General features: G+C 43.2%; 26 protein-coding genes. 18 read left to right on the forward strand and 8 right to left on the reverse strand.

The features are described from left to right. Positions 1-10 precede the first annotated feature (10 nt). From MHB56_RS19755 to MHB56_RS19790, 8 genes are all read left to right on the forward strand, one after another. A complete protein-coding gene (locus MHB56_RS19755; RefSeq protein WP_341143897.1) occupies positions 11-157 on the forward strand; it encodes a hypothetical protein in 147 nt (48 codons plus the stop codon). Positions 158-676: 519 nt separating this feature from the next. Beyond that, positions 677-1,588 (forward strand): L,D-transpeptidase family protein, encoded by a 912-nt coding sequence (locus tag MHB56_RS19760; RefSeq protein WP_076129557.1) that lies wholly within the window; start codon positions 677-679, stop codon positions 1,586-1,588. A 378-nt stretch (positions 1,589-1,966) separates the two neighbouring features. Further along, positions 1,967-3,817 (forward strand): ribosomal protection-like ABC-F family protein, encoded by a 1,851-nt coding sequence (gene abc-f, locus MHB56_RS19765; protein WP_248547891.1) that lies wholly within the window; start codon positions 1,967-1,969, stop codon positions 3,815-3,817. A gap of 148 nt (positions 3,818-3,965) precedes the next feature. Further along, positions 3,966-4,265, forward strand: coding sequence for a hypothetical protein (locus MHB56_RS19770; RefSeq protein WP_143763941.1), 300 nt, complete (start codon positions 3,966-3,968; stop codon positions 4,263-4,265). Between the two features lie 4 nt (positions 4,266-4,269). Next, positions 4,270-4,797, forward strand: coding sequence for a hypothetical protein (locus MHB56_RS19775; protein WP_076186750.1), 528 nt, complete (start codon positions 4,270-4,272; stop codon positions 4,795-4,797). 35 nt (positions 4,798-4,832) lie between these two features. Continuing rightward, complete coding sequence (locus MHB56_RS19780) at positions 4,833-5,372, forward strand: RDD family protein (protein ID WP_076145486.1); 540 nt, start codon at positions 4,833-4,835, stop codon at positions 5,370-5,372. Positions 5,373-5,488: 116 nt separating this feature from the next. Next, on the forward strand, positions 5,489-5,923 hold the full coding sequence (locus MHB56_RS19785; protein WP_036680418.1) for a MarR family winged helix-turn-helix transcriptional regulator: 435 nt from the start codon (positions 5,489-5,491) through the stop codon (positions 5,921-5,923). A 46-nt stretch (positions 5,924-5,969) separates the two neighbouring features. Further along, positions 5,970-6,779, forward strand: a complete 810-nt coding sequence (locus MHB56_RS19790) for an SDR family NAD(P)-dependent oxidoreductase (RefSeq protein WP_076129551.1) — start codon at positions 5,970-5,972, stop codon at positions 6,777-6,779. 77 nt (positions 6,780-6,856) lie between these two features. On the opposite strand, the gene MHB56_RS19795 is transcribed toward MHB56_RS19790, so the two are convergent. From MHB56_RS19795 to MHB56_RS19805, 3 genes are read right to left on the reverse strand one after another with little or no spacing between them, the layout of a single operon-like run. Continuing rightward, the gene (locus MHB56_RS19795) at positions 6,857-9,148 is read right to left on the reverse strand and encodes a carboxypeptidase-like regulatory domain-containing protein (protein ID WP_341143898.1); all 2,292 of its coding nucleotides are present in this window, start codon (positions 9,146-9,148) and stop codon (positions 6,857-6,859) included. Continuing rightward, on the reverse strand, positions 9,138-9,476 hold the full coding sequence (locus MHB56_RS19800) for a hypothetical protein (RefSeq protein WP_076307400.1): 339 nt from the start codon (positions 9,474-9,476) through the stop codon (positions 9,138-9,140). The genes MHB56_RS19795 and MHB56_RS19800 overlap by 11 nt, the downstream gene beginning before the upstream one ends. Continuing rightward, the gene (locus tag MHB56_RS19805; protein WP_341143899.1) at positions 9,473-10,000 is read right to left on the reverse strand and encodes an RNA polymerase sigma factor; all 528 of its coding nucleotides are present in this window, start codon (positions 9,998-10,000) and stop codon (positions 9,473-9,475) included. The genes MHB56_RS19800 and MHB56_RS19805 overlap by 4 nt, the downstream gene beginning before the upstream one ends. 555 nt (positions 10,001-10,555) lie before the next feature. Here MHB56_RS19805 and MHB56_RS19810 point away from each other — a divergent pair. From MHB56_RS19810 to MHB56_RS19825, 4 genes are all read left to right on the forward strand, one after another. Continuing rightward, a complete protein-coding gene (locus tag MHB56_RS19810) occupies positions 10,556-11,260 on the forward strand; it encodes a YjgB family protein (RefSeq protein WP_341143900.1) in 705 nt (234 codons plus the stop codon). A gap of 148 nt (positions 11,261-11,408) precedes the next feature. After that, positions 11,409-12,560 carry a winged helix-turn-helix domain-containing protein gene (locus tag MHB56_RS19815; protein WP_341143901.1) on the forward strand — a complete coding sequence of 384 codons (1,152 nt, stop codon included), beginning with the start codon at positions 11,409-11,411 and terminating at the stop codon, positions 12,558-12,560. Positions 12,561-12,645: 85 nt separating this feature from the next. Then, positions 12,646-13,947 (forward strand): MFS transporter, encoded by a 1,302-nt coding sequence (locus tag MHB56_RS19820; RefSeq protein ID WP_341143902.1) that lies wholly within the window; start codon positions 12,646-12,648, stop codon positions 13,945-13,947. Between the two features lie 590 nt (positions 13,948-14,537). Beyond that, the gene (locus tag MHB56_RS19825; protein ID WP_341143903.1) at positions 14,538-15,104 is read left to right on the forward strand and encodes a histidine phosphatase family protein; all 567 of its coding nucleotides are present in this window, start codon (positions 14,538-14,540) and stop codon (positions 15,102-15,104) included. An 847-nt stretch (positions 15,105-15,951) separates the two neighbouring features. On the opposite strand, the gene MHB56_RS19830 is transcribed toward MHB56_RS19825, so the two are convergent. The 5 genes from MHB56_RS19830 to MHB56_RS19850 all read right to left on the reverse strand — a co-directional run bounded on the left by MHB56_RS19830 (position 15,952) and on the right by MHB56_RS19850 (position 19,530). Next, a complete protein-coding gene (locus MHB56_RS19830; protein WP_076129544.1) occupies positions 15,952-16,734 on the reverse strand; it encodes a TatD family hydrolase in 783 nt (260 codons plus the stop codon). Further along, positions 16,731-17,864: a copper amine oxidase N-terminal domain-containing protein gene (locus MHB56_RS19835; protein WP_076129543.1), complete on the reverse strand. Its 1,134-nt coding sequence runs from the start codon at positions 17,862-17,864 to the stop codon at positions 16,731-16,733. The genes MHB56_RS19830 and MHB56_RS19835 overlap by 4 nt, the downstream gene beginning before the upstream one ends. Before the next feature lie 103 nt (positions 17,865-17,967). Then, positions 17,968-18,279, reverse strand: coding sequence for a hypothetical protein (locus MHB56_RS19840; protein WP_076129542.1), 312 nt, complete (start codon positions 18,277-18,279; stop codon positions 17,968-17,970). 12 nt (positions 18,280-18,291) lie between these two features. Beyond that, a complete protein-coding gene (locus tag MHB56_RS19845) occupies positions 18,292-18,939 on the reverse strand; it encodes a hypothetical protein (RefSeq protein ID WP_076129541.1) in 648 nt (215 codons plus the stop codon). Positions 18,940-19,110: 171 nt separating this feature from the next. Next, entirely contained in the window at positions 19,111-19,530 is a 420-nt protein-coding gene (locus MHB56_RS19850) for a MarR family winged helix-turn-helix transcriptional regulator (protein WP_341143904.1), read from the reverse strand. 218 nt (positions 19,531-19,748) lie between these two features. Between MHB56_RS19850 and MHB56_RS19855 the strand changes: the two genes are divergently transcribed. From MHB56_RS19855 to MHB56_RS19880, 6 genes are all read left to right on the forward strand, one after another. Then, positions 19,749-20,315: a sigma-70 family RNA polymerase sigma factor gene (locus MHB56_RS19855; RefSeq protein ID WP_076129539.1), complete on the forward strand. Its 567-nt coding sequence runs from the start codon at positions 19,749-19,751 to the stop codon at positions 20,313-20,315. Further along, positions 20,312-21,274: a DUF4367 domain-containing protein gene (locus tag MHB56_RS19860; RefSeq protein WP_341143905.1), complete on the forward strand. Its 963-nt coding sequence runs from the start codon at positions 20,312-20,314 to the stop codon at positions 21,272-21,274. The genes MHB56_RS19855 and MHB56_RS19860 overlap by 4 nt, the downstream gene beginning before the upstream one ends. 570 nt (positions 21,275-21,844) lie before the next feature. Beyond that, positions 21,845-22,432 carry a sigma-70 family RNA polymerase sigma factor gene (locus tag MHB56_RS19865; protein WP_076305352.1) on the forward strand — a complete coding sequence of 196 codons (588 nt, stop codon included), beginning with the start codon at positions 21,845-21,847 and terminating at the stop codon, positions 22,430-22,432. Beyond that, positions 22,419-23,177 carry a DUF3600 domain-containing protein gene (locus MHB56_RS19870; protein ID WP_341143906.1) on the forward strand — a complete coding sequence of 253 codons (759 nt, stop codon included), beginning with the start codon at positions 22,419-22,421 and terminating at the stop codon, positions 23,175-23,177. Before MHB56_RS19865 ends, MHB56_RS19870 begins: the two co-directional genes overlap by 14 nt. Before the next feature lie 255 nt (positions 23,178-23,432). Continuing rightward, positions 23,433-24,818 carry a helix-turn-helix domain-containing protein gene (locus MHB56_RS19875; protein WP_339281762.1) on the forward strand — a complete coding sequence of 462 codons (1,386 nt, stop codon included), beginning with the start codon at positions 23,433-23,435 and terminating at the stop codon, positions 24,816-24,818. 148 nt (positions 24,819-24,966) lie between these two features. Next, positions 24,967-25,140, forward strand: coding sequence for an aspartyl-phosphate phosphatase Spo0E family protein (locus MHB56_RS19880; RefSeq protein WP_076129534.1), 174 nt, complete (start codon positions 24,967-24,969; stop codon positions 25,138-25,140). Positions 25,141-25,285 lie beyond the last annotated feature (145 nt).

Genomic DNA, 25,285 nt, shown 5'->3' on the forward strand with positions numbered 1-25,285 from the left:
CTTCGGGAGAATGAGATACGGGCAAATGTGCAGCGCAGTTAGTTTGGGGCTGGAGCGTCAGGAGCGTGGTGGAGTTGTAGTGGAGATGTGGTGGAGATGTGGTGGAGATGTGGTGGAGATGTGGTGGAGATGTGGTGGAGATGTGGTGGAGATGTAGTGGAGATGTGGTGGAGATGTGGTAGGTAACTGTGCTAACGGTAACAGGCAAATGAGCGGACGCAGTAATGAACGCAGTAATGAACGTAGTAATGTATGAGACGTAGGGCAGAAATGTTAGAGACATAGGAAAGAGCAAGGTAGAACTGTGCTAACGGACTCAGATGCAGCTATTCGCGTGTTTTAGGCCTTTTGGAGCGAGTTTCGGACCTGAGAGACACTATTGGTCGTGAAGAGCAAGGAATTCGAGGGTATTTGAGCAAATAACTGCGCTGGAGTCCGATAGCATCTCAAAACAGCGGATTTGTTGCAAATAGGGTCTCTGGAGTCCGCAACTTATGTGTTTATGCGCGTGCTGAGCTTTACGTATCTAAAGGTCGGCTTTTTGTCGTGCTTTCATTGGTTACAGTATTGCAATCTCTGCGTCAAGCGGGAGTGGACGAGTTGAAAAGAATAGGTACAGGCTGGTACGCAACATATTTGAAATGATTTCGTCTTTATATAACGGAGGTGGAGCAAGATGAATTTATGCTTTTCGGGAGGCCGGTTTCAAACTTTTTTACAGCGGAACATTAAACTGATGCTTGTATTTGGACTTTTGTTCGCTGCTTGCTTTACAGGAGTTGGAAGGGTGGAAGCTGCTGGCTCAGATCTGATTATCGTGAACAAAAAAACAAACAAACTCGCGTATTTCAGTGACGGCAAGCTGGTGAAGACTTTTCCGGTTGCCACAGGAAAGTCGAAGGAACTGACGCCAGAAGGTAGCTTCAAAATGGTGGTTAAAGTAAAAAACAGACCCTACTACAAAGAGAAAATTCCCGGTGGGGATCCGGCCAATCCGCTTGGCGACCGCTGGCTGGGGCTGGAAGTGAACGGGACCTATGGCACGACGTATGCGATTCACGGCAATAATAATGAGTCATCGATAGGGAAGTACGTTAGCGCCGGTTGTATTCGAATGCATAATGATGATATTCATTGGCTGTATCCAAAAGTAGCCAAGAATACTCGAGTTATCATTACAACGAGCACACTGGCTATGGAGAATATTGCAACTAAAAACGGGTACTCTGTGGGAAGTAATAAGTTTGCGGGAACTTTTGAGATCAATGGGACGACAACAAAGCTGAAGGATCCTTTTATATTGGAAAATTCCCGTGTGTTTGTTCCGCTGAGAGAATCCGTGGCCTTACTGGGTGGTACTTTGCAGAGTGAAGCGGGGACAGGAGCACTGATAATTACGATCGGCAATCGTACGGTGACACATAAGCCATTATCCAATAAGGCTATTGTGAATGGGAAATCCATTACGATTTTACCATCACGCAACGAAAATAACCGATTACTAATTCCGCTGAGTATCTTACCTGATTTATTCGCTGTTCAGGTGCAGTGGAATGCGCAGACTCAGGTGGTAAAGATTAAGTTATAATTGTTCTTGGCCTTTTATTTCTGATTTAAATTGTTATATACTGTACTTATTCTAAAATACGGACAATTACGGAGGGCCACCGACTGATGAATAACTAACACGTTTCCTGAAACAGACCATAAAGTTTGTGAAGTGCATATGCACAAGTCACGGAGCACCCGCGCAGGGTGATAACGGTCAGGGATACGTGTGTCGGTCGGGGGTCTTACGATGCTTTTATATGGATAGTTCTATCTATTGTGTTGGTTTACTCTGCATCCAGCAGGTGAACACGGCCGTAGTCTATCCATGTCTGGGCACATTCCCCCTTCATACGCTATTCGACCGCAGACCGTTGGCTGCGGTTTTTTATTTGCAATGAAATCGGAGGAATGAAAGATGACTATAATTAAAGTGAAGAATTTACGTAAGGAATGGAATGGGATCCCTTTATTTAAGGAGGTATCCTTTGAGATAGCAGAGGGAGAGCGCGTGCTTTTATTCGGACGAAACGGGATTGGCAAAACCACACTGCTTAAGGGGCTGATCGGTCGGCTTACTTTTGAAGAGGGAAGTATCTATCATGGTTTGCCATCTGAAGAATGGGGTGTGCTCGATCAACAGCTTGAGGTACCGGGGGAAGTAACCGCATTGGACTACGTTCTTTCAGGGTCAGCACAGCTGCCTGAATTAAAACGCCAGCTGGAAGCCCTCAGTCAGAGACTGCAGGAGCAGAAAGCTGATAACGAAGCTGAATTGGCTGAATATGCAGAGGTGTACGATCGTTACTTGCAGCTTGATGGATATGGCTGGGAGGTCAAAGCGGAAAAAAGTCTAAAGCAGCTCAAGCTTGAACATGCAGTCTGGGATTTGCCATACGCCTCACTTAGTGGAGGGCAAAAGACACGGGTGCAATTAGCAGCATTATTAGCCCGGCAGCCCAAGCTATTGATTCTGGATGAACCGACCAATCACATAGATGGAGAAACGATGGAGTGGTTGGAGCATTGGGTGTGCACCTACCCTGGAACCGTGTTTTATGTATCACATGATCGTACATTTATTGATCGAACTGCGACGTCTGTGCTGGAGCTTAGTCCGGAGGGATGCCGGCGTTATTCGGGTGGATATACACAATACCGGGAGCAGAAGACTATAGAGCTGAGAACATTGGAGGGACAATATAAAAAGCAAGAGCAAGAAAAGGAGAAGCTGCTTGAGAGCATTAGGCGGTATGCAGAATGGTTCCAGCAAGCGCATCGTGCTGCCGGACAAAATGATTTTCTGCGTTCGAAATCCAAGAAGAATGTGTCTCGTTTCCATGCCAAGGAAGCTGCACTGGAACGGTTAAATAAGAACCGTGTAGAATTGCCCCGCGAGACTGGCAAGCTGAAGATGAAGCTGGAAAGCGAAGAGTTTCTGGCAGATTCTTTACTGACACTCCGTGAGATAGAGTTTGCCTATGAGGGCAGTGCGCCTTTTCTTAGGGATTTCAGTTTGTCGCTAAACCGGGGAGACCGACTGTCTATTCTGGGTCCTAATGGTGTTGGAAAGTCTACGCTGCTGAAATTGATTGCAGGGATCAATAAGCCTACAAAAGGTGAAGTGCGGCTGCATCCACGGACGACAATCGGTTATTTTGCACAAGAGCTAGATAACTTAGAAATGAACTCTACGATTCTGGATAGCTTGCTTGAACTGCCGGGAATGACCCAAACGGAGGCGCGGACGATTCTGGGTTGCTTTTTATTTACGCGGGACGATGTATTTAAACGGATTGGGGATTTGAGTCTGGGAGAGAAATGCCGTGTGGCTTTTCTCAAGTTGTATTTTGGAAAAGCGAATTTATTGGTTTTAGATGAACCCACTAATTATCTGGATATTGACACTAGGGAACGAGTAGAAGAGGCACTTATGGTGTATCCCGGCGGGTTAGTAATGGTCTCGCATGACCGTTATCTTCACTCTAAAGTGGCTAATCGCTTGGTGATATTAGAGCCGTCTCAGGCACCAAAGTTTTTTCAAGGAACGTATGCTGAATACTTCGCAAAAGACAGAACCCGTCTGCTTACTGGTATAGAACAGGCTCGGGAGGATAACCTTGCCCTCCTGCAGCTACGTCTGAATCAGCTGATTCAGAGTAGCGGTGTGGATTCTGAGGCGGAGAATGCAGCGCTAGTGGCGGAAATCGTTAATTTGCAGCGACAAATACAGGAACTAAGGGGCGAGGGGAAACCCGCATCCTCCTAAGCTGATAAAAAACACAACCTTGCTCAGGATAAATTTATCTTGGGCAGGTTGTGTTTTTAGGTAGGAGTCGTAAGGTGTAAGGTGTATAATTTGGAGGAATGTGGATTTTTTTTGGCGATAAAGAAACCTTGAGAGGATGGTTGCAGAATTGCTGAAATTGGGCTCTTTTATATTGGAATTACTTCGATTATGTATATTGCTTGTGCTGACTTTATTAGTTTTGGGTTGGGCAGAAAGATTGATCTATCAATTGATATTTGGTCAGCCCGTGTATAACTGGAGTATGGGACTCGGGAATTTATTGTTATTTTTTATGCTGTACCGGAATCATTTTCAGTTTAAAGGCTGGTATAAATCAGAGAAGAATCAAAAGCTAACGCTCCTCACCACAAGAATAATCACCGTAATTTCTATAGGACTAATAATCCTGCCGATAGGGCTAGGCTGAGCTTATGAAGATTAGAATCATTGGAGCTTGCGGCAGCGGCAAATCCTATATCGCCCGGGAGTTATCTAAAAAATACGGTGTAGAGTATTACGAGACTGACAACTTGGTATGGGACAGAAGTGCCGAGAATTTGCGCTTTTCAGTTGAAGCAAGAGATGCCCAATTGGAGGAAATCCTTGATAAACCCTCATGGATTCTGGAAGGCGCACATTACAAATGGGGACAAGAGAGTTTTAAAGCTGCTGACTTAATCGTTATTTTGAATCCTAATAAAGTGATCAGGGATTTGAGAGTGTTTACAAGGTTTATAAAAACAAGACTGGGTTTAGAGCAAGCGAATTACAAGCAGTCATTTAAGAATCTGTATGTGATGATTTTTGAATGGAACCGTGGATATGATCAGGAGGCCGCACATAGGATTATAGAGTTAACGGATACTCTGTCTGATAAACGGGTAATTGTGAAAAATAACAAAGAGCTGGAGTCCATTATCCAAGAGCATCTGAGGAAGGGATTGTTAAATAGGGATTGAGCGACAAAGCAAATGATAGAGAGAGGAGTGCTTGCATGGATAACATTCTACCCGAGCATTTGGATCAGGAGAATTTTATAGGGTTTTGGAAAAGAGTGCTGGCTTCCATTCTTGATTTCTTGGTCATTGGAATACCTGGGGTTATCGTATACTTGATACTCAATTCATTAGCTGTTTCATTACACTCGGAGATACCTATTATCCTGGAGTACATTTTGTTTATCGCATTTGATATCTTTATGATCGTTAGATTTGGCGGAACTCCAGGGAAGCTGATTTTAAAAATAAAAATTGTCAATGAGCAAGGGAATTACCCTACAGTGAAGGAAGCTCTGATTCGAAATGTTTTTCGAATGATTAGTATGATTCTTTCAATGGTAATTGCGGTCAGCAGCTATGACTTTACCGTTATTTCCGCCAAATTATCCTTATGGTCGGATTTGGCTTTTGACCTCACTCAAATCCTGGGTCCAATCATGCTGGTGGATTACTTGTTGGTTGGATTACATCGCCGTAAACGTGCGATTCACGATTTGCTGGCTGGCACTTATGTTGTTGAGAAATCCGCAATTTGAAGAATGCTTTTCACCAAGCATTCTTTTTTTTATATTAGGTATTTTACTATTAAATATTTTAGTGTTAAAATACTTTTATAAGCAGCCGATCATCATGAATGCCAAAGGAGAACCTCTTGGAAAATCCAGATATTTTTAAGCTAATACATGCAGTTGAATTATTTACGAATGAAGTTATTGTCCGATGGATGAACGCATTTGATCACAATATTGGGATATCTCCAGTTCTAGTCTTGGGCGAATTGAATAAAAAAGGCCCCTTGAAGCAGACTATTTTGGCTAAGAGACTAGGATATACGCCGGGAGCAATGACTAACATTGCTAATCGCCTGATTAAGCAGGGGATGGCCGAGCGAAAATATAACGAAGATGATCGACGGAATGTACTTCTATCTATCACGGACAAAGGAAAAGACGTTCTGAAAGAAGCACAGCTTAAGGGACAGGAGCTAAGAGCTGAAATGTTCCAAAAGCTCAATGAGGAGGAACTGCAGCAATTCTTGAAAATCTATGAGAAGTTGTTAACGAGCTTTGATAGCTCTGAAACATAAACCAAGTCATCTTAGAAGCACAATAACATTATAAAGGGGTATGAACATGGGAAGAGTTCAAGGTAAAGTTGCATTAGTAACTGGAGGCGCTTCAGGTATTGGCTTATCAGCTGCCACTCTATTAGCTAGAGAAGGAGCAAAGGTTGTTATTGCCGATTTTAATGTGGAAGCAGCCAAAGAAGCAGCATCTAAGATTAAAAATGAAGGCGGAGAAGCTGAAGGTCTTTTCTTAGATGCCTCCCAAGCGGATTCGATCAAGGAAGCTGTTGACTTCACAGTTGCTCAGTATGGCACCATCACAATATTGTTTAATAATGTAGGTCTAACTAATCTGCAAAAAGACCTTGATGTGGTCAATATAGATTTGGAAGAGTGGGATCGCCTGATGAACGTAAATACCAAAAGTGTTCTGTTAGGCAGCCGGTTTGCTATTCCTCATATGATTAAAGCGGGCGGAGGCTCGATCATTAACACAGCTTCGATGTCAGCATTTGCTGGGGATTCATTGCGTACTGCTTATGGCTCCTCTAAGGCAGCTGTTGTGAACCTTACTCGTTACATCGCTACACAATATGGTAAAGACAAAATCCGTTGTAACGGGGTGGCACCAGGGCTGATCCTAACACCTGCCGCTGCAAGAAATATGCCGCCAGCGGTATTGGATATTTTCCAAAAATTCAACGCGCTTCCTTATCACGGTGAAGCTGATGATATCGGCAATACGGTTTTGTTCCTGGCATCGGATGAATCCAAATTCATCACAGGCCAAACGATTGAAGTAGAGGGTGGCCACTATATGTCTAACCCAAGTATCACGGATTTCCAGAATTACATGATGGAAGCTAAATCTAAATAAAAGATTATGTGTAATTAAAAATCCGGTCCATGCTCGAATTTGTCGAGCGGGACCGGATTTTTGTTTATTTTAATGAATTAGCTTACCTCTAAAACTGCCTGCATAAAGGTCTTCAAAGCGGAGGGTTTGACATTTGCGATCCATTGCTTTAACTCATCAGTTTGACCATTCACATACCATCCAAGCTTCTCTTTTAACTCTTGCTCAAAGACTTTAGGTTGATTTTTTCGTTCCGCTAACAGTTGTTTAATCATTTGTGGCCAGCGATACCCACTATGACCAAAGCTGAGTTCAGGATAACGCTCAGCAAGTGTCATTACCGAAGAGAGTGATTCACCAGCGTATAATTCTGCCGCCAAAAAGCTGCCAATAAAACGATGGCTATCATCATACTTTAGGGCGATGGCGAATTGTTTACGAGCTTCTTCCAGCTTCCCTTGTTGCATGAGTGCTGTGGCGTTAATAGAAAGTACATAACCGTTAGTATTGGGTCGGTTTAGTTCGTTGTAGTAGGAATAATATTCGTTATACGACTTCCAGTCCGCATGGTCAAAATAGTACTGCGATAATGTGAAGGCGTAATTAGTAGAAGGCTGTAGTTGTATTAGCTTTTCGAGTAAAGGAATCGCCTTATCTTCTAATGTTGTATCCTTTGTGAGGGATGATTTTGCCAGCATCAACTTTACTAGCATGTGCAGGGCATGAACATCCTGTGGGTCATCGGCAATATTTTGTTGGTACATTTCTAGTGCCTGATCCGTTTGCTTATCCAGTAAGAGTTGGTCAGCCGTAGTAAGCTCTCTTTCCTTGAGATAAAAGAACGGCAGATTGCCGACGGTGTCTTCGTTCAATCTGTAGCCATTACTGCGGGTAATCAAGTGTCCATCTGCATCTAAGGCTTCAATATTCCAAGAAAAGCGCACTTCGGGATTCATAAATCCGAGAAGGGAGAGGGGGTCAATAGATTCCCAGCCATCTCCCCTGCTGCCATAGGAAAAACCGCTGCCATCGTAAAGTTCTTCTACAGGAATGGAGATATGATTATCTACAATACGATCCCGAATTTGTACGCCCAACACGGCCCCCTCCCCGCCACCGCTTAAACGATAGTAAGCTGCACCTTCAACAGCTTTCCAGCGGAAATCTATGGTCTTGCCCGTTAGGGTTTCCTGATTAATGGGAGACTGCAGCTCAAGCAGAGGTTGTAGAACTATGCTCTCATTCAACCTGTCATCCGGTTTAACTTCAATCCAATCGTCATATTGTACAGGCCAAGTCCAGCCGTCGATCTGATCATAGCTAAGTCCAAGCTGTAATTGATAAAAGCCAGGAATCACACCGTGAAATTCGAAACGTCCTTCAGCATCTGTGACGATTCGGTACGGTTCAGCAGAAGTGATGCTATGGTTAACTTCGCTTTCAGCGCGGAGAAAAATACCAGCCCGCGGAACTGGGGTGCCATCGCTTCGTGTAAGGGTACCGGAGACGACAGCAGTTGAGGTATTTCCCATATCTATAGCAGACTGAATTGCGGTTCGAAGCGATTCCAGCTGTCTTTCAGTATCTGAAGTTCCAGCTTCTGGTGCTGCTGCTGATCCTGTATTGTCTGTGGAGCCTTCGTTCGAACTGCTGGTGGCAGCGTTCATTTGTTTATGAATATCCTGCCAGAATTTTTTGTAGCTCTCCAAGCCATCGTTTACTACGGCAAGTGCTTCCTGTGCTTTGCCTTTTGTAAAGAGTAAACGCCCGGTAAGCCATGCTTTTTGTGCGTTTAGCTCTTCCTGAGACTCGGATGGAAAGGGGGTTTGTTCAAGAATTGTTTCAGCGGTTATTATATCGCCACTATTTAGGGCCCGCTCCGCTCGAAGGAGCTCCAGCTGTTTAGCTACAGAGGAGCTGCTGTTTAACTGTTTCGTTGCGGTGATTAGCGCTTGATCTCCATCTTCCTTTCGGCCAAGAGCATCATATTCATAAGCTAACTGCTTAGCCGCAAATATACGTGTATTATCCGAAGGCCCCTCAAGGATATATTCCTCAAGTAAAGGTACTATGTCCTCCGGTAACAAACCGGAACGCTGGGTTTCATCATTACTCCACTGGCTCATCGAAGGACTGACATTAACGTCATATCTGTAGGGATCATAGCTGTGATCCTTATCAAGGATGTTTGTACGAATTAGCTCGATACGTTTACTCCCGGTTGTGGAAGCCAGCTTTTGCAGAAGATCAGTCCTAGCAATGTTAGATTGAATAGCTGTGCTCTGATCTACCTGCGCCTGTGAAGGTAAGAAGTTAAACAGAAGAATAAGCAGGGAGGCAGGGAGCAACACGAATAACACCAGATGTTTGATTTTTATCTTAATTCTCATGTTTTTTCACCGCCTGCTCGTAGATATCCTTCCAATACGTATTGCCTCCAGCTTCGATTAGTTCTCGGTTTACACGCTGCGGGGTATTTTGTTGTGGCTGCTGTTTAATCTCTGGCTGATGCAGGGTCAGCGAAACGATTAGAATTATGGCACCGATCGCACCTATAGGTTTGACAGGGATCTCAATTTCTTTATTCCACAGCGCCAATAAACGGGCTCCAAAGGTTGGAGGGTGAGTCTGCTTAATGACCCGGTCGTGTCCAGTGAACTGGAGGTTCTTTAATTCTTCATCCAGCTGCTTTTTGACCGTATCGCGTTCTGTATTCATAAGAAATGTCCCTCCTTCACCAAAATCTTTTTTAAGAGCGTCCGGCCTCTGGCGAGTCTGGATTTGATCGTATTTTCAGATGTATTTAATTGCTCGGAAATTTCCCGGATACTCATCTCATGAAAGTAATATAACGTCAGACATTCCCGGTATAGATAATCAAGATTTCTCATGGACTCGGCGAGCCTGACATTATGCCATTCCACCATAAAAAGCTCTTCTGCTCCGGCTGTGAAGTCAGCATCTTCGTTAATTTGCAGCTCTGACCCTCCCGCCGGGAAAATATTACGCCAGCTCCAAGTCCGTTGCCTCATGCGGCAGCGATTGACCACTATCCGTATCAGCCATGCCTTCAGCCGGTCCGGCTCCTGTAACTGACTCATTTTGGTATAAGCTTGAATAAAAGTATCTTGTACCGCTTCTTCGGCACTTTGTCTATCTTTAAGCAATAAAGAAGCGGTTCGTAGCAGCATATCTCCATATTCGTCCATTAACAGGCGGAGAGCTGACTCATCTTTTGCCACAATTCTCTCTATAATATTCAGATGCAGCTCCCCTCCCTTTACTAATAAGATGCGGCTTGGAGGATTAAGGTTGCGTTTGGATGGAAAATTCTTCAACAAATGTCGCGATTACAGTTCGTGTACTCAGAAGGACGCCGGAACGCCGGATATGGGTTTACTGTTGGAATCTATTGCACAGAATGCAATGGATTGCTTTTTTAAGCAGGATTAGCTCCTTTCTATTGTACGTTCTGCAATGAAACCCTTCGGGGCTGGGAATGACGTCTAAGGTCATATGGTTCATGAGTTTATGAGCTTATGAGTTCACGAGTTTATAGTTAAATGGAGTTATGTGGAGATTTTAAAAGAGAAACTTACTTGAGTTAGGTGTCGGAAAAAAGGGTTTTATGTAGAAAAATAGAGTGTTTATGAATTTATATTTGTAGATATGGGTAAAAGAGGGTTAGCCAGAAGTATTGCCGCTATCCTGCAACTATTTGATTTTCACCTCGTCTGTATGTTCAGTTTCATTTTTTGCAAGTCGACTTTAAGGTAATCCACTAAGGAGATGACATCATGTCAGTACAGATAAAATTAATAGCAGGCTCTATCCTACTCGCAGGAATGATTGGGCTTGCTGGATGCAGTTCGAACAATGAGGCGGGGAATTCAGAATCCCAGGCAACGGCCCCAACAGAAACGGCTGTAACAGCATCCTCTGAGCCGGAAGTTAGTCCATCAAGCACCCCAGCAGAAACTGCACCAGCAACTGCACCAGAAACTGCACCAGCAGCGACTTCCTCCCCTACGGAGACTGATAAAGATTCAACCAGCTCAAATTCACAAAATAGCGACAAACAGCTTAAAGAGTTATTCGAGCTTGCCAAAAAAGGGAAGGTGCCTGGTGTAAAATATGCCGCTCATACCGGACTTATTGATGAGGTCGAAGCGGATTGGGGCAAACCTGATCAACAGGAGTCAGCGGGAAAAGGTATTTATGCTACCTACACTGACAGACATGTCGTGTTTGGATTTAATAAAGGAAGTTTAATCTTCGATGTTCGTTCAAGTGATTCCGCGCTGCAAAAGCTGACGCTGAAGCAAATTGAGGCAACACTCGGCAAGTCAGACGATACCAAAGTGAACGGAGAGGATAAGATTTACACCTATCAAGCCAATGACCAATACCAGCTGAAATTTATTATTCCAAGCTCGACCGGTACAGTAGATCATATATCCGTATTTAGTGAACAGGATTCTTTTAACAATATGGCTGGGTAAGTGGTATGGGTTAGAAGAGGAGAGAGCAATCATGCAGAGGAATCTGGGGGTTGCTCTTTTTGTATATTCTTTTTTGAGGTGGAGTAGGCCTTGGACGGACTGTTATAATGTAACCAATGAGCGGGTTCGGGGAAAGTGAGGTTCTATCATGCAGCTGGAATTAAATGAAAGTGAATATAAAGTGACCGCAGAAGGGATAACGATAGAATTATTCCCAAAAGAATTTACGCTTTTTCAGTTCTTGTACAAAAATAGAGGGCGTACATTCAGTCGAGAACAACTATTGGATAAAGTATGGCCGCTTGAATATCCGGTAGAGCGAACGGTAGATGATCATATTTATCGGCTTCGTAAAAAGCTAGGCAAGCTTCAAGACTTAGATATTAAGACTGTTCGGGGATTTGGTTATAGTCTGACTATGCAGGAGCCCTCAGCTGCTATGGCCAATCCGACTACATATGACTTAGAGATGCAAAAGACGATGCGGGAAGTATTCAAGAAATATCACCTATATGGCCAAGGTCGCTCGATGTTAATCCTCGCACGCCAACAGGATGTTTTGGGGTATGCGATGGATCCGTTTTATTCGATCTATATTCATTTTGTACAGGGAGATTTGGATTGGCTGCTGAACACAACCGAGGTGGGGATAGAGGAACGGTTTTATTCCTTATTAATCTGTTATGTTCTATTGGGTGATCCTAAGAAAAAACTAGAGTTCTGCGAGTTAGTCCTTGAGAAAAAGATTCTTTTGCCGCCTCAGCATCGAGAAGTGGAGATCCTTAATATTCTGGATTTGTACATACTGGCTGGGCAACCGGAAAAAGCATTGGAACGACTAAAGCTAACATATGAAGTGATTAAAGAGCCGGGGTATGAGAGTTTCATTCCTATTACGGCGACCTCAGAAATGCTTGCACACTTGTGGATGGGAACAGAAGATCACGTAATAGAACGGATGGCAACAGACATTGAAGCGCTTTTGCTGGAGAAACCTTATTTGCGTGAGATCGGTAGTTATAAAGTTACAAGGGGCTTGTGGTTTCTACGGCGCAAGTCTTGGCGTGAAGCCGAGCAACTGTTGGATGAGGCACTTCAGGTGCTTGAGATGTCAGGGTTCGTGCCGATGCGGATATATGCATTGTATCGAATTGTTCACTATTGTAACCAATTTCCACCCAAGCCCGCTTTGTATCACAAATATGTGAATTTATTTGAACGAGAGAAGGAAGAGCGGGGGTTCCATCGGTTAGAACAATCCTTGGATACCGTGCTTACGAACCTTGTGACCGCCCCCTGACTGCCCCCTGATAATTCTCTGACAATTCTCCATTACATTAAGGTCATGCTAATAAGTTCTTAATTGTAATTTGGAGGAATGTTTAATGAATGCTTCAACACAAGCAGGCACGAGCCTGCTTAAGAACAAGGTGTATATGCGTGTGTACAGCGCATTTGCGACAGCGACCTTTGGGGATTGGTTTGACGCCTTGGCGATTCAGGTACTCGTAGGGTACCGCTGGCAGGCCAGCCCGCTAATGCTGGCTTTGATTCCGGTCTCCATAGCTTTGCCGGGAATTTTGCTGGGTTCGTTCGCAGGGGTAGTGGCTGACCGACTGAACAAGCTGAAGCTGATGCGGATGTGTGATCTGCTTACGGCACTGTTAACCGTATTCGTATTATTTGCACCCAGTATGGTGTGGTTGCTCCCATTACTGATGTTGCGTGCTGCCATTTCTACGTTAAACGTGCCTGCTCAGCAGTCGATGACCCGTAGTATGGTTAGAGAAGATCAGCTGCTCCAAGCCACCTCGCTTAATGGGCTTGTGAATCAAGGCTCGAAAATCGCGGGACCTTTACTGGGCGGCTTCGCATTGTCTGTTCTTACGCCACAGTGGTGTATATTAATCAATGCTTGCCTTAGAGGCTGTTCCTATTTGCTTCTACTTACAGTTAAGAAAAGTGATGTAGAACAAGTTCGCACAGAAGGTAAGGGGGATCAAGAGGAGCGTGTTGCTCTACGCACGATGTGGAAGGAAGGCTGGAGCTTTATGCTGCGCAGCAGACTGCTTCTAAACAGCATGCTGTTTGGTTTAGTTGGTGCGTTGGCCATTCAGATGATCGATTTCCAGTTCACTAGTCTATTCAGAATTATTGCACCTTCTGAGGAATCTATGCTGGGCTGGCTTGTTGCGGCAACAGGCGTGGGGGCTGTATTCATGATCATGGTCCTGAACAAATTGAACAGTGGAACAGGCTACGGCTGGAAGCTGGGTACGGGTTACGCGCTTATTGGGATATCGGTCGGAGGGCTGGGCCTGCTTCAGCCGGGAGTCTCCATCCTTACTGTATTGCTGCTAGGATTTTTATTGGGTCTCGGGAATGGAATGTTTATGATCACCTTCAATTATTGTCTGCAAAAAGAAACACCCCCGCACATGACAGGGCGTGTGTTCGGTATTCAGAGTACCATTCTTAGCGGTGTTATGATCGGCGCGCCACTCCTTGGCGGAGTGATGGTGCAGGTTGCTGGGCCTAGCCGTATCTTTTTGAATTTTGGCATCGTAATCGCTCTGATTGGTGTGCTGGGCATCGCATTCGGGCGCGTGCTGTGGCCCGCGCAGAAAGAGAAGAGCGATAGCTCTGCGGAGCAATCTAGGACGGTTGAGGTGATGGAGGGGGGCTAGGAGGTAGCACGCTAGTCTAGCTAGCTGGACTAGAAAGCTTGAGTGGGAGAGAGAATCTAGCCGATCTTTAGCGAGACTAGGAAGTTTGAGTGGCAGAGTCAATCTAGCGTGACTCCCTAGCATTTAGTTGCAGAATGTGCAGTTAAATTCCCTTTCAGCGATCGAACTGGGATTTAGTTGTACTTTGTGCAGTTATTATTTGATTTTCTCCCTTTTAGTCTAGGAATGATGATTTTTAGTTGCACAGAATACACTTATTTGCTCAGGAGTTCTCTTTTTACGCTTAATAGTTGTATATAGTGCAATTAAGAGTCTCCTTAGTCATAGTTGCCTTAATATGTGACTTCTCAGTGAGCGATTTCTCAATAAGTGACTTCTCAATAAGTATCTCCTTAATAAGTGACCTCTCAATAAGTTATTACTTTGTGATCTAAAGCAACTGCTGCACGAAACGTTATAAGTTACAATATTACCTAGCCCGATAGGACAGTTTCTCGTCCGTAAGGGTTTTTTTAGTGTGTAGAGGAGATTGGCTAGAACATTAGAATTTGTAGAGGTAAAGGAGGGAAAGGAGGTAAAGGAGGGAAAGGATGGCTACTTTTATTTATATGGTGAGGCACGGTGAGTCGCCCAAACTGCCCGGAGGAACTGAAAGGACTCGCGGACTAACCGCGAAAGGGGAGGCAGATGCCTGCAAGATAACGGAAAAATTACGTCTGGAAGGAATTCAAGTCTTCTATTCAAGTCCATACCTTCGGGCTATACATACGATTTCCGGATTGGCGCAGGAGTTAGGAGCAGAGATTCAAAGTGTTGAAGATCTGAGGGAAATCCATTTCTCGGACGGAAATAAGATTATGTCTGATCAGGAACTGTATCCATTACTGGCAAAAATGTTTGAAGAGCCGGATTTTGTCCCAGTTGGTGGGGAATCCATTCATGCGTGTCAGAAGCGTTCAGTTAGTGTACTGGCAGAAATTCTGAGTAATCACAGCGGTCAAAAGGTTGCTATTGGAACTCACGGGGCAGTCATGACGCTTATGATGAACTATTTTGATGCCAAATATGATCTGAATTTTTTACTTCAAACCACAAAGCCGGATATTTATAAAATGGAGTTCACAGGCGGAACGTTAGTGGGTGTGGAGCGGTTATGATTATTGGGGGCTGCCTACAGGCACCTCGAGCATCATCAACCTGAGACTTACGGACCCAGATGACATTATTCGCAGATTATTAGCCTTTGGAGCAAGGTTTCGGACTCCAGCGTCGTTATACCTTAAAAATAACACCTTATTGGGTATTTTTTATACCAATAGCGACTCTGGGGTCCGTTCTCATCCCAAAAGTGGGGAATTGCTGCATATAAGGTCAGCTGTGTCCGATAGCAGCTTCACACGCGTAAATACGTACGTGAAATACATACATGTAAATGGGTACGTGTAACTACGTATAGGTAAATAAGCGCGTAAACTACGTACACGTAAATACGTACAGATAAATAAGTACGCGTAAACTACGTACACGTAACTATGTATAGGTATAAGTACGTGTAAATACGTGCAGGTATAAGTACGTGTAAATACGTTCGTGAAAATATGTGCATGTATAAGTACGTGTAAATACGTTTGTGTAAATGCGTACAGGTATAAGTACGTGTAAATACGCTTGTGTAAATACGTGCATGTATAAGTACACGTAAACTACGTACACGTAAATACATACGCAAAAATATGTACGCGAAAATATTACCGAATCAAACGAAAATTGGTAAGGGGATCTGGATTAAGTAAGTTGGCTTGTGAACAGTACTTCCACTATGAAAAATACGGATTCACAAGCTAAGTTGTGTTTATTCATAATGTTGGTCTGGCGTTAGGCTAGGCTAGCTAAGGCCCTGACTTTCCTCTACTCCTAGAATAGATCTAAGTATAAGCTATATATCTATCTACAAGCTATAGAACTATCTATAAGCTATAGACCTATCTACAAGCTATAGAGCATCTACAAGCTATAAAATCGCTTAGTATTCGCAGTCAATAACTCTTCCGCTTCACCGGGAGTGTAACCATGGAGCGCTCCCCAAGCAGCGGCGACTTCCCGAATCATAGACGGATGGGTGATTTTCCCTGCAAAAGGTCCTTCGAACGGCCAAGGACCATCGGTTTCAGCCATGACTAGCTCTGGGGGATAACGGCGGGCAAGCGCCTGTATCTCCGGCTCATACAGGATATCCGGGGTGAAGGAGATATAGTAGCCGTTCTTCATCATGCGGGCAATGGCTTCTTCCGGACCTTTGAACCAGTGGAAGTGGGCATGCTGTATGTTATGTTTCTCCAGGAGATCACAAGCAATAAGCGCATCTTCATAGACAGCATGCAGCACCACAGGTTTATTGAGACGGGAAGCTAACCCAAGCAACTGATCCAGCAGCTCAATATAGGGCTCCATATCAAAGGTTTCGCCACGTTCTAAGGCTTCAGCACGCGAATAGTAAGGTAGCCCGATTTCCCCCACAGCAATATAATCCTCACTAGATTGACTTTCGATCCATTTCAGTAGAGCAGCCAGCTCAGCATCCTGCGGCAAGGGTTGCTCTGGATGAAAGCCATAAGCTGGACGGACCACGCCGGGATTTATGGCTGCAAGTCTTTGGGTGCGTATACAAGAGTTCAAGTTCATAGAGACAGCGATAAGGGCTTTAATTCCCATGTCAGGCAGTTCACTCAGTATTTGTTCGGCAACTTCAGGTTCATATTGCTCTAAATGTATATGGGCATCAATCATAACTGTTCGCCCTCCACGTAAGAAGCTAATTCCTCATGAACCTCAAAGCGAATAGAGTCGGGTTCCATTCCATCTTTTCCCGGTTTGTAGGCAAAAGTTAGTGTGCCAATACTCTCGAGAAATCCAATATAAACATTTGTTTCCGCCTTCAGCTTGCCCTCTTCCACTATGTAGTGAGTAACAGCACCAATGCCGGCTTGTTCGCCTAGATTGCCATCCTCAGCACGATCTGGATATCGCAAAGTCACCATGGATGGAGTTGAACCTTTAACTTGAATTTGAATCAGGGCGTCCCCTTTTTCATTAGAAATTTTTGACGTAACCAATGCGGAGGCAGCTTTATCTGCAGAAGGGACAGTGACTTCTTCCCACTGGTTAGGCTTAATCACGTGAAGCTCTTGCATGGACATGCCCGTACCTGTTCCGAGCCACAGAATGACAATGACTTCTTCCTGCCCATCCTGATCGACGTCGGCATAATGAATCTCAGGAGGGTAACTTAGGAGTCTGGGTGCTTCCCAATCAAATGTATGCTTGTTACCGTTCACCTCTACAACAAATCCCTCATAGGTACCGCCATCTTTAAGGGCAGCATACAGCTTCACTTGGTCATTTTCTGTAGCAATAGCAAGAGGTTCGCTGGGTGTTCTGACGGTAGTACTAACATCCCCTGATGTTATTAATACTTCAGTTCCAGCTGCATTCAGCTGCGCAGTGGCACCAGACAGAGAGTTTAAGGAATCGGCTGGAATATATAAAATACCGTTTCGTAAAATAGCTGGTCCTTCAAGTGAGGTTTGATAACCGTCAGCTTGCATATACTCATTGTCCGGCGTCAGAACATAACTGCTGCTTCCGTCAGAGATGGTTAAGGTCTTTAAGTTATTATCCCATTTTTGTTCTGAGGTGTAGTATTCCATTAATACTTTTGCAGGTACATAGACCTTATCATCTAGGAAAAAAGGGGAGAGGGTAGGAAGAACGGCTTCACCGTCGACGATTAGTTTCAGTGGTGCTGAAGTAGCTTGTGTTTGGTTAATAGCCATTGTTGTATCCATATCTATGGTTGCCGATGCTCCGCATCCGGCCAAAAAGAGCGTGATAGCTCCGATAGCGATGATTTTATTCATAATTACCTCCAGGATAAAGTCCAGTCCCCTTAAGTATAGAATAAAACAGCGCGTTGTAGGTCACTTTCTATTAACAAAGAGAATACAAGCTTGTTACAGTTCGCTAGTTTTTAATAAAATGCAGGCATCCACGCAATAAACGACGAGTGTAATAGAAAGAAATGAACAAAAGTAAGGAGAGGCAGAGACCGATTGGAAGGCTGAGAATGTTCGGTAAATCATAATCTGGAAAGGCATTTAGTCCTATTCCTTGGATGCCAACAATACCTAGTACACCACCGATAGGTGCAATGATTGCACAGACAACACTCCCCACGGCCCAGACACTAAGGATTGGTACACAGAATAAGATGATGGCTCCTTTGGCGATGTTTTTGAGCACAGTGGCTCCTGACAAATGAGTGCTTTTTTCCATGTAAACTCTCCTTTATGGGTTTAAAAATACAGTTCGGTCAACTTGCGACTTAAGATCCACCGTCAGACTTTTGCTATAGCGGATTTCCCCAATGGTACAACCCGGTCCGACGATGATTTCTTCACCGCACACAAGGTCAGCTGTCGTCCGGTATAACGTTATGTTAGTTCCTTCAATTGTTGTGCAGGTAAGTTTTCGAAAAGGGTGCATCAGCGCATTAATCAACTTGGAAGAGGGTTTAACGATAATGTTACCGTCAGCTCTCATAACCTCGACAGTGCTTCTATTGCCTAAACGGATCTCAATCGATGAATCTGCAGTTAGTCTGTTTATCTTCACAGCACCTTCAGCATAAAAAGTCCCCGCTGCAGCATTTTCTGCTACGGACATGTATCCAGAAGAGCGGAGATTATCTGCTTGGATATTTTGAACGCGCAGACTCCCTAGATTGTTTACCTGATTGGCCTTACAATTGCCCCCAATTGTACAGTCACCAGATACTTTGAGTTTAGAAGTCGAGACGCTCCCTTTGGTACTTAAGTGGCCAAACACATCAACCGTGACCGCATTAATATTCTCTCGAACAAACTGCGAACCTCTTACCTTCAATGGTGGATCGATCATGTCAGTACGTTCATAAGTATTGTTATTATTGGACATTTACAGTACCGTCCTTCGAAATATATTTTAATGATTAAAATATATATTCATTATAATATATAGTCAATATAATAATTTGGGAGTTAAAGCTAAAAAAACACTGCCGTCAGTTTCCTGACAGACAGTGTTTATAGAAAAGAGTATAGCTGATAAGGAGCAAAATGAAGGCTGTTAGTGCATCATTTGTTCCATCAATTTATTTATTTGTTCTAAAGTTCCGGAGATTTTATTCAGATCAGGGGTAGGAAATGCTTCAAATATTGTATGGATACGCTGATCACCTTGTTCTGTAAGGACAATATTGACAACTCTGCGGTCTTCTTTAGTCCGCACCCGTTCAATAAGTCCAGCTTCCTCAAGCTTATCGCACATGGAAGAAGCAGCTCCGGGTGTAACCACGAAGCGTTCAGAGATGTCAGTAATGTTCAAGCTTCCGGTAAGCCGGAGTTGAATCAGCAGCATGATCTGATTGTGAGTCAGGGTTTCCTTTTTAGTGATCATATCAATGAAAAACTGGGATTTCTGCTGCACATTTGCCATAGATTCCATGACCTTATGGATAGCATTTTGTTTCTCTTCCTTTGTGCTCATAACATTGCCTCGCTCCAATTTACTTTAGTTACTAAAATATATAGAAGCTATAATAAGCTTGTCAAGTTGACGGGTTACTGTAGCTTGGTTAGAAAGACTGAAATTAGCGCTGGAACTCTTCTTTTTTTATATCTTGTAATGAAATTGGAAATATATCGTATTAACTGATGAATTTACTTAGCTAAGTGAAAATGTGGTGGGAAAGGAGAGTTCGATTGATGCATGAGCGCGCATTGCTTCATCCTTTTGTAAAAGAGAATATACAGGAAAATGCTGACATAGATGTTTTGTTCACAACGATTTTTGAAACCTACTATAAAAGAATATTTAACTACATCGCTTACCGGGTTAGTTCTCTCCATACGGCTGAGGATCTGACAAGCCTCGTTTTTGAGAAAACGTTGGCGAAACTATCGACCTATTCTCAGGAAAAAGCTCCTTTAGAGGTATGGTTATTCGCCATTGCCAGAAACGTGGTCAATGATCATTACCGGAGTTTTAAAAGGAAAATTTTCTTTTCGCTGGATGCCGTCAAGGAACTGGTTTCTAGCAGGAAAGATCCGGAAAACTTGATCCTCCAGGGAGAACGTAGTGGAAGGCTTAACGAAGCCTTGAATACATTGAGCTCAAAGGAGCGGAATATTGTGGCTCTAAAATTTGGTGCTAATCTGAGAAATAGAGAGATTGCCCAGGTTACGGGAATTTCGGAGAGCAATATCGGTGTGATACTCTACCGGACTATGAAAAAGCTGAAGACTGAAATAGGGAGCGTGGAGCAGCTATGAACAGTAAAGACATACAGCAGAAGTTCTCAGCAGATTTAGATGAAAGTATATATGGAGCGGCAAATGATCTAAAGGGTGCTGGGGAGTACAAGGAGCTGCTGGAGCTAGGCAGGGTTCTGGCCCATCAAGATTTCAGCGAGGGCTCTGACAAAACAGCCATTCTGAATAAGGCACGAAGAAAGTATGCCGGCCAAAAGGAGGAGAAAGGATTGCATACAAAACATAGATTCAGACGTCCTGCTGTTATGCTGGCAACTTTGCTAGTGGTTAGCGTATTAAGTGTAACTTTTGTGCAGCCGTCATTTGCGCAGGAGCTGTTAATGAAAGTATTGCAAACGATAAACTTAGGCCATATTGTAGCCCATGAAGTAGAATTTTCTGCGGATTCCAACGTGATTCCGGATGACTTTAAGGGGAAGATTTTTGATAGCAAAGGAAATGCGCTTGTAACCCTCGACGCTGCTCAAAAGGCAGGTGATATCTACAATGCTGACGGGGAAAAAATCGTCGGAGTTGAAGACAGCAGACTGGTTACGCAATCTGAGAGGGATCAAGAGAAAGAGGAATTGCTGATCGAGAGGGATTCTAGCAAGCTAAACGAATATACGATTTTTGATGTGGGCTTACCGGCGTATTTACCAGAGGGTTATACCTTTGATCGTGCAGAGTTTTATAAGGATAGCAATGGTGATGTGATCCATAGCAAATATATTAATTTATATTTTGTTAATGAAGCTACCGATGAGATCATCTCGATGCAGCAGCGGCACGCGGATTCCGAAACGGCTTATGAGATGTCGACGGATGGCACCATCGAAAAAATGAAGATTAACGGAGTTGATGCTGTATTGGTTAATGGAAAAGGATTGGATTGGGAAGCCAATGGAGTGTTATACGGTGTAACATCTGCTAGCTTGGACAAGAATGATTTGATCAAAGTTGCTGAGTCTATCCGCTGACTGATTTTTTAGAAAGATAGGTGGTTACTATTCGAGTATAACGGGTAAGGGGATGATCCATATGGATCTCCCCTTTTTCGCTTTATTGAGGGCACATGCAAACAACGATTGGGAGAATATAGCTTTACTTCGTACAACTATATTTCTGCGAAACAACGCTTCGATGGATATAATTGTATTTCGTACACTTATTTTCACGATTTACACCACTATAGGAGATTTCTCTGCTTTTTAGTTGTATAGAATACACTTAAAATCAGAGTAAACCCTTTTGCATACGGAATAAGTGTACAGAATGCAGTTATCTCATAGATTTCGGCAGGGTCCGGCCAAAGCTGGTGTGAAAAGCTGAAGATCAGCTTCCACCGCCCATAATCTGCTCAAGCAAAGCTGAAGACCAGCTTCCGCCGACTTCATCTACTCCAATAAGCCGCTGCAGAGTAAGAACACCAGGCAGCGATTCTCCAATAACCGGAAAATCGCTGCCTGGTTGTTTTTTTAAAATAAATCGAACGATTTATTCTCTATTTACCAATACATAGTGTAAGACCGAAGGAGGGATTGAGAGGGATGAAACATCCAAATGAATATTCTCAGCTCATTGCGCTTACGCTAGCCGGCAGCCGTGAAGCGTACAGTGAACTATATGAAGCAACGATTCGGGATGTGTATCAGACCGTTCATTTTCTCGTTCGCGAAACCTCCGATGTGGATGATGTTGTTCAGGAGATTTATATTCAGGTGCACCGGTCGCTTGAGCAATTTGACGTCAATCGTCCTTTTAGGCCTTGGCTTATGGGGCTGGTTATGCGGCAAATTCATGCCTATCGAAGAAAGAGATGGACGCATCTCCGAATGGTCAAAAAAGTAGAGCAGACTGATCTAAGGATGGAACCTGATTTCACTAGTGATGTTGTGGACAGGTTAGCTAACCACCGTCTACTAGCAAGTGTTGATCGTCTTCCATTTAAGCTGAAGCAGGTGATTATTCTGCACTATTTAAATGAATATTCACAGGAAGAAAGTGCCGCGATACTGGGTATCCCTCTGGGTACGGTGAAATCCCGTATTCATGCTGCACTGCATAAGCTTCGTCAGAAGCCAGAAAATCATACTCTTTTTAAGGGAAAGGTGGAGGACCTGCATGAATTTCAATGAAGAGTTACGGACAGTTCTGCAGGAAGAGGCGAGAAATCTAAGTGCCCCACCGGAACTGAAGGAGCAAATACTAAATCAGACCGAGACTAGGTTAGGGGGAAGACGAATGAAAAAATGGCTTGTAGCAAGCATTTTGGCGGCTGCATTATTAATTCCTACTGGAGCATATGCCGGATATAATTATTTGGCGGATACCCTGTATGGCTCACAAGCAACTGCTGCTACGATTGGAGTAACCCAGCAACAATATGACAGGCTTGAAGCCAAACTGCAGAGCGCGAAGCAAAGTTTTAACGAAGAGGAATTCACAAAATTGATGTCATTACTAGAGGAATTGGGAGCTTACAATCTGCAAATGGCCGATGCTGAAGGAGTCTTTCACCTGCAACAGTTAAGTGCGAAGGATCAAAAGGCATATAACGATTTACAGGTTGAGCTTAAACCTTATTTTGAGAAAATGAATGAAACGGAAATCCCTAAGGCAAAGGCGGCTGTCGTTGATCGTGATACTTTCTGGGATGGCTTGCTGGAAAAAGCAGAACAGAGGCTTACTAAAGAAGAGTTTGCGGAGATCGAACAATTAATAAATGAGTTGCAAAGCTATGATGCCAAGGTATTTGATGCAGATGGAAGTGTTCATATGGATCGGCTTTCGAAAGAGGAGATACAAAACCAAGAGAAGTTAATTGAAGCGCTCGGCCCTTATATAAATAAGCTGGACATGATGATTAAACCTAGTTCTTAGTTGAATTTAAATGCATGTATTGAATAACTATGGATAGAAGTAACATTAGAAAAGCCACCAGAAAAGGTCTAATACACCTTGTGTTCTGGTGGTTTTTTACATTCGGCTAATTTGTATTTTATACATCACTAATTGAATAAATGTATAATCAATTGAGTCAAAAAAAGTATTTGACCACTGGAATAATTAGACATATTATTATTTAAATACTATTGATCTATATATGAATCATGATGGCGAAAGGTGGCTTTGATCATGAAGCAGATGACCATTCGTGCAGAACTGGCGGACTACCTCAAGAAGAATGGAATAACAATTAATCAATTCGCAGAGGTATCTAAAGTAAATTCAGGCACGATTAGCAACATTATGAATGGGAATCGTCCTATAGCCATGCAGCAATTAGATCGGATTACAAAAGGTATGGGATTAGAGGAAGGCTGCTTTTACGATATGTATGTGGAGGAGTGTTTTATACATTCCAATCCCAATTGGAGACGTCTTCGACCTTTTCTATATCGCTGTGCTGAACTAGATAAGCTGGAATGTATAAGCCGGGTGATTGGAATCATGATGGACAGCCTATCTTATACACACCCGTTGTTTGATACAGCAGAAGATTTCTTTGCACAAGGGAAATATGAAGCTGCAGCGTTGTTATACCGGAGTGTGGCGGAGAGTGAGAAGTATCAGCATTCAGAGCGGCTGGCTTTTTGCCAATACAGATTGTTTACGATTGCTCTAGGGGGCGATCAGGATGTGAATTTGCGGGCAGCGGTGCAGTTTGAGGGCTTTGTAAATCGGCTTGATGAAGTTGATCAGCTTGACGCACTGAAGGTTCTGGCGAATACATATAGCGCTTTGAGGCATTGGGATAAGGTAATGGTAATGACTAAGGAATTGGGCAAAAAAGCATCCATTCAATATAATTATAATAATGAGCGAGCCAGAAAAAACGGGGTACAAAAGGAACCTGCAATGCCCTTATTTTCATATATTTTATATTCTTATGTGTTACGTTCAGTAGTTTACAGAGAGCTTGGAGATTATGATAGAGCATTGCATTATATCAACCTTTACATGGACATGAGCTGGATTCGTGAGGATACGGAGGAAGCTTTGCAACTCATGAATCAATGTATGGGTTGGGCGCAGGCTAATATTTTTTTGCTGAAAATTTTAAAAGGTGATGCAGCAATGCTTCCGGAATATGTGACCTATATTGAAGATAGAAAAGAAGAATTTCTTCCAGGCCTGTTCAAAATCCTTCAGGCAGCCAACCACTATGATTTTAATGTGGATGATATTCTTCAGCGGTTTGAGCAAGAAATATCAGATTTTAGAGATCAGCAGAGAAATCTTAAATGTTATAATCGACAAATTATCGAAGATAGATACACTTTTTTTATGGCTGAAATAGCATTGTATTATATAAGAAGAGGAAAATATGAGCTTAGTATAAAATATATAATGGATAGTTTGGAGAATTCTGTGAGGATTAATAACGAATCATGTATAATTAAGTGTGTCGGAATGTTTGAGCAGCTTCGGCATACTGCATCTTTAGAAACGCAGAAGGAGTACCAGAATCTGCTTAGAATCAATGAAAAGAAAAATTGTTTTGTTATTGACAGTGCTTAGTAGTGATAGTTTCATAGAAGATATCAATAAAGAGAGTTCTCTGATTAAATCTGGAATCGCTTTTTTTTCAATTCTAGTAATGCACTTCAATGTAAAATTAAGAATTTGACATATACCTCTAAAATATTACATTAGGGAGGTAGTGTTAATGAATGATCAGGAAATTATCCAAAAGAGAATAGAGGGTGCTAGAAACAAACTTTATTTGATGGAGAGGCAACATGGAGGGCTTTCGCATCCAAATGTGATCAGACAGTCCATGAGATTAGATGAATTAATTAATCAGTACAATAAAGCAGTACATAGTGATAACGAGAATTGAAGAGAATGGTTAAAACACCCTACATAATGATATTGCAACTTCTGATGAAGTATAGAGCCAGCGCTGTGCGCGGGCTTTTTGGCTTGTTGGAGCTCATAAAATAAATCAATGCTGCACGCTTGTCATGCCCGTCTGCATATTGCGG

It is taken from the genome of Paenibacillus sp. FSL H8-0315 (assembly GCF_038005365.1).
In the GTDB taxonomy this organism is placed as follows: domain Bacteria; phylum Bacillota; class Bacilli; order Paenibacillales; family Paenibacillaceae; genus Paenibacillus_AQ; species Paenibacillus_AQ odorifer.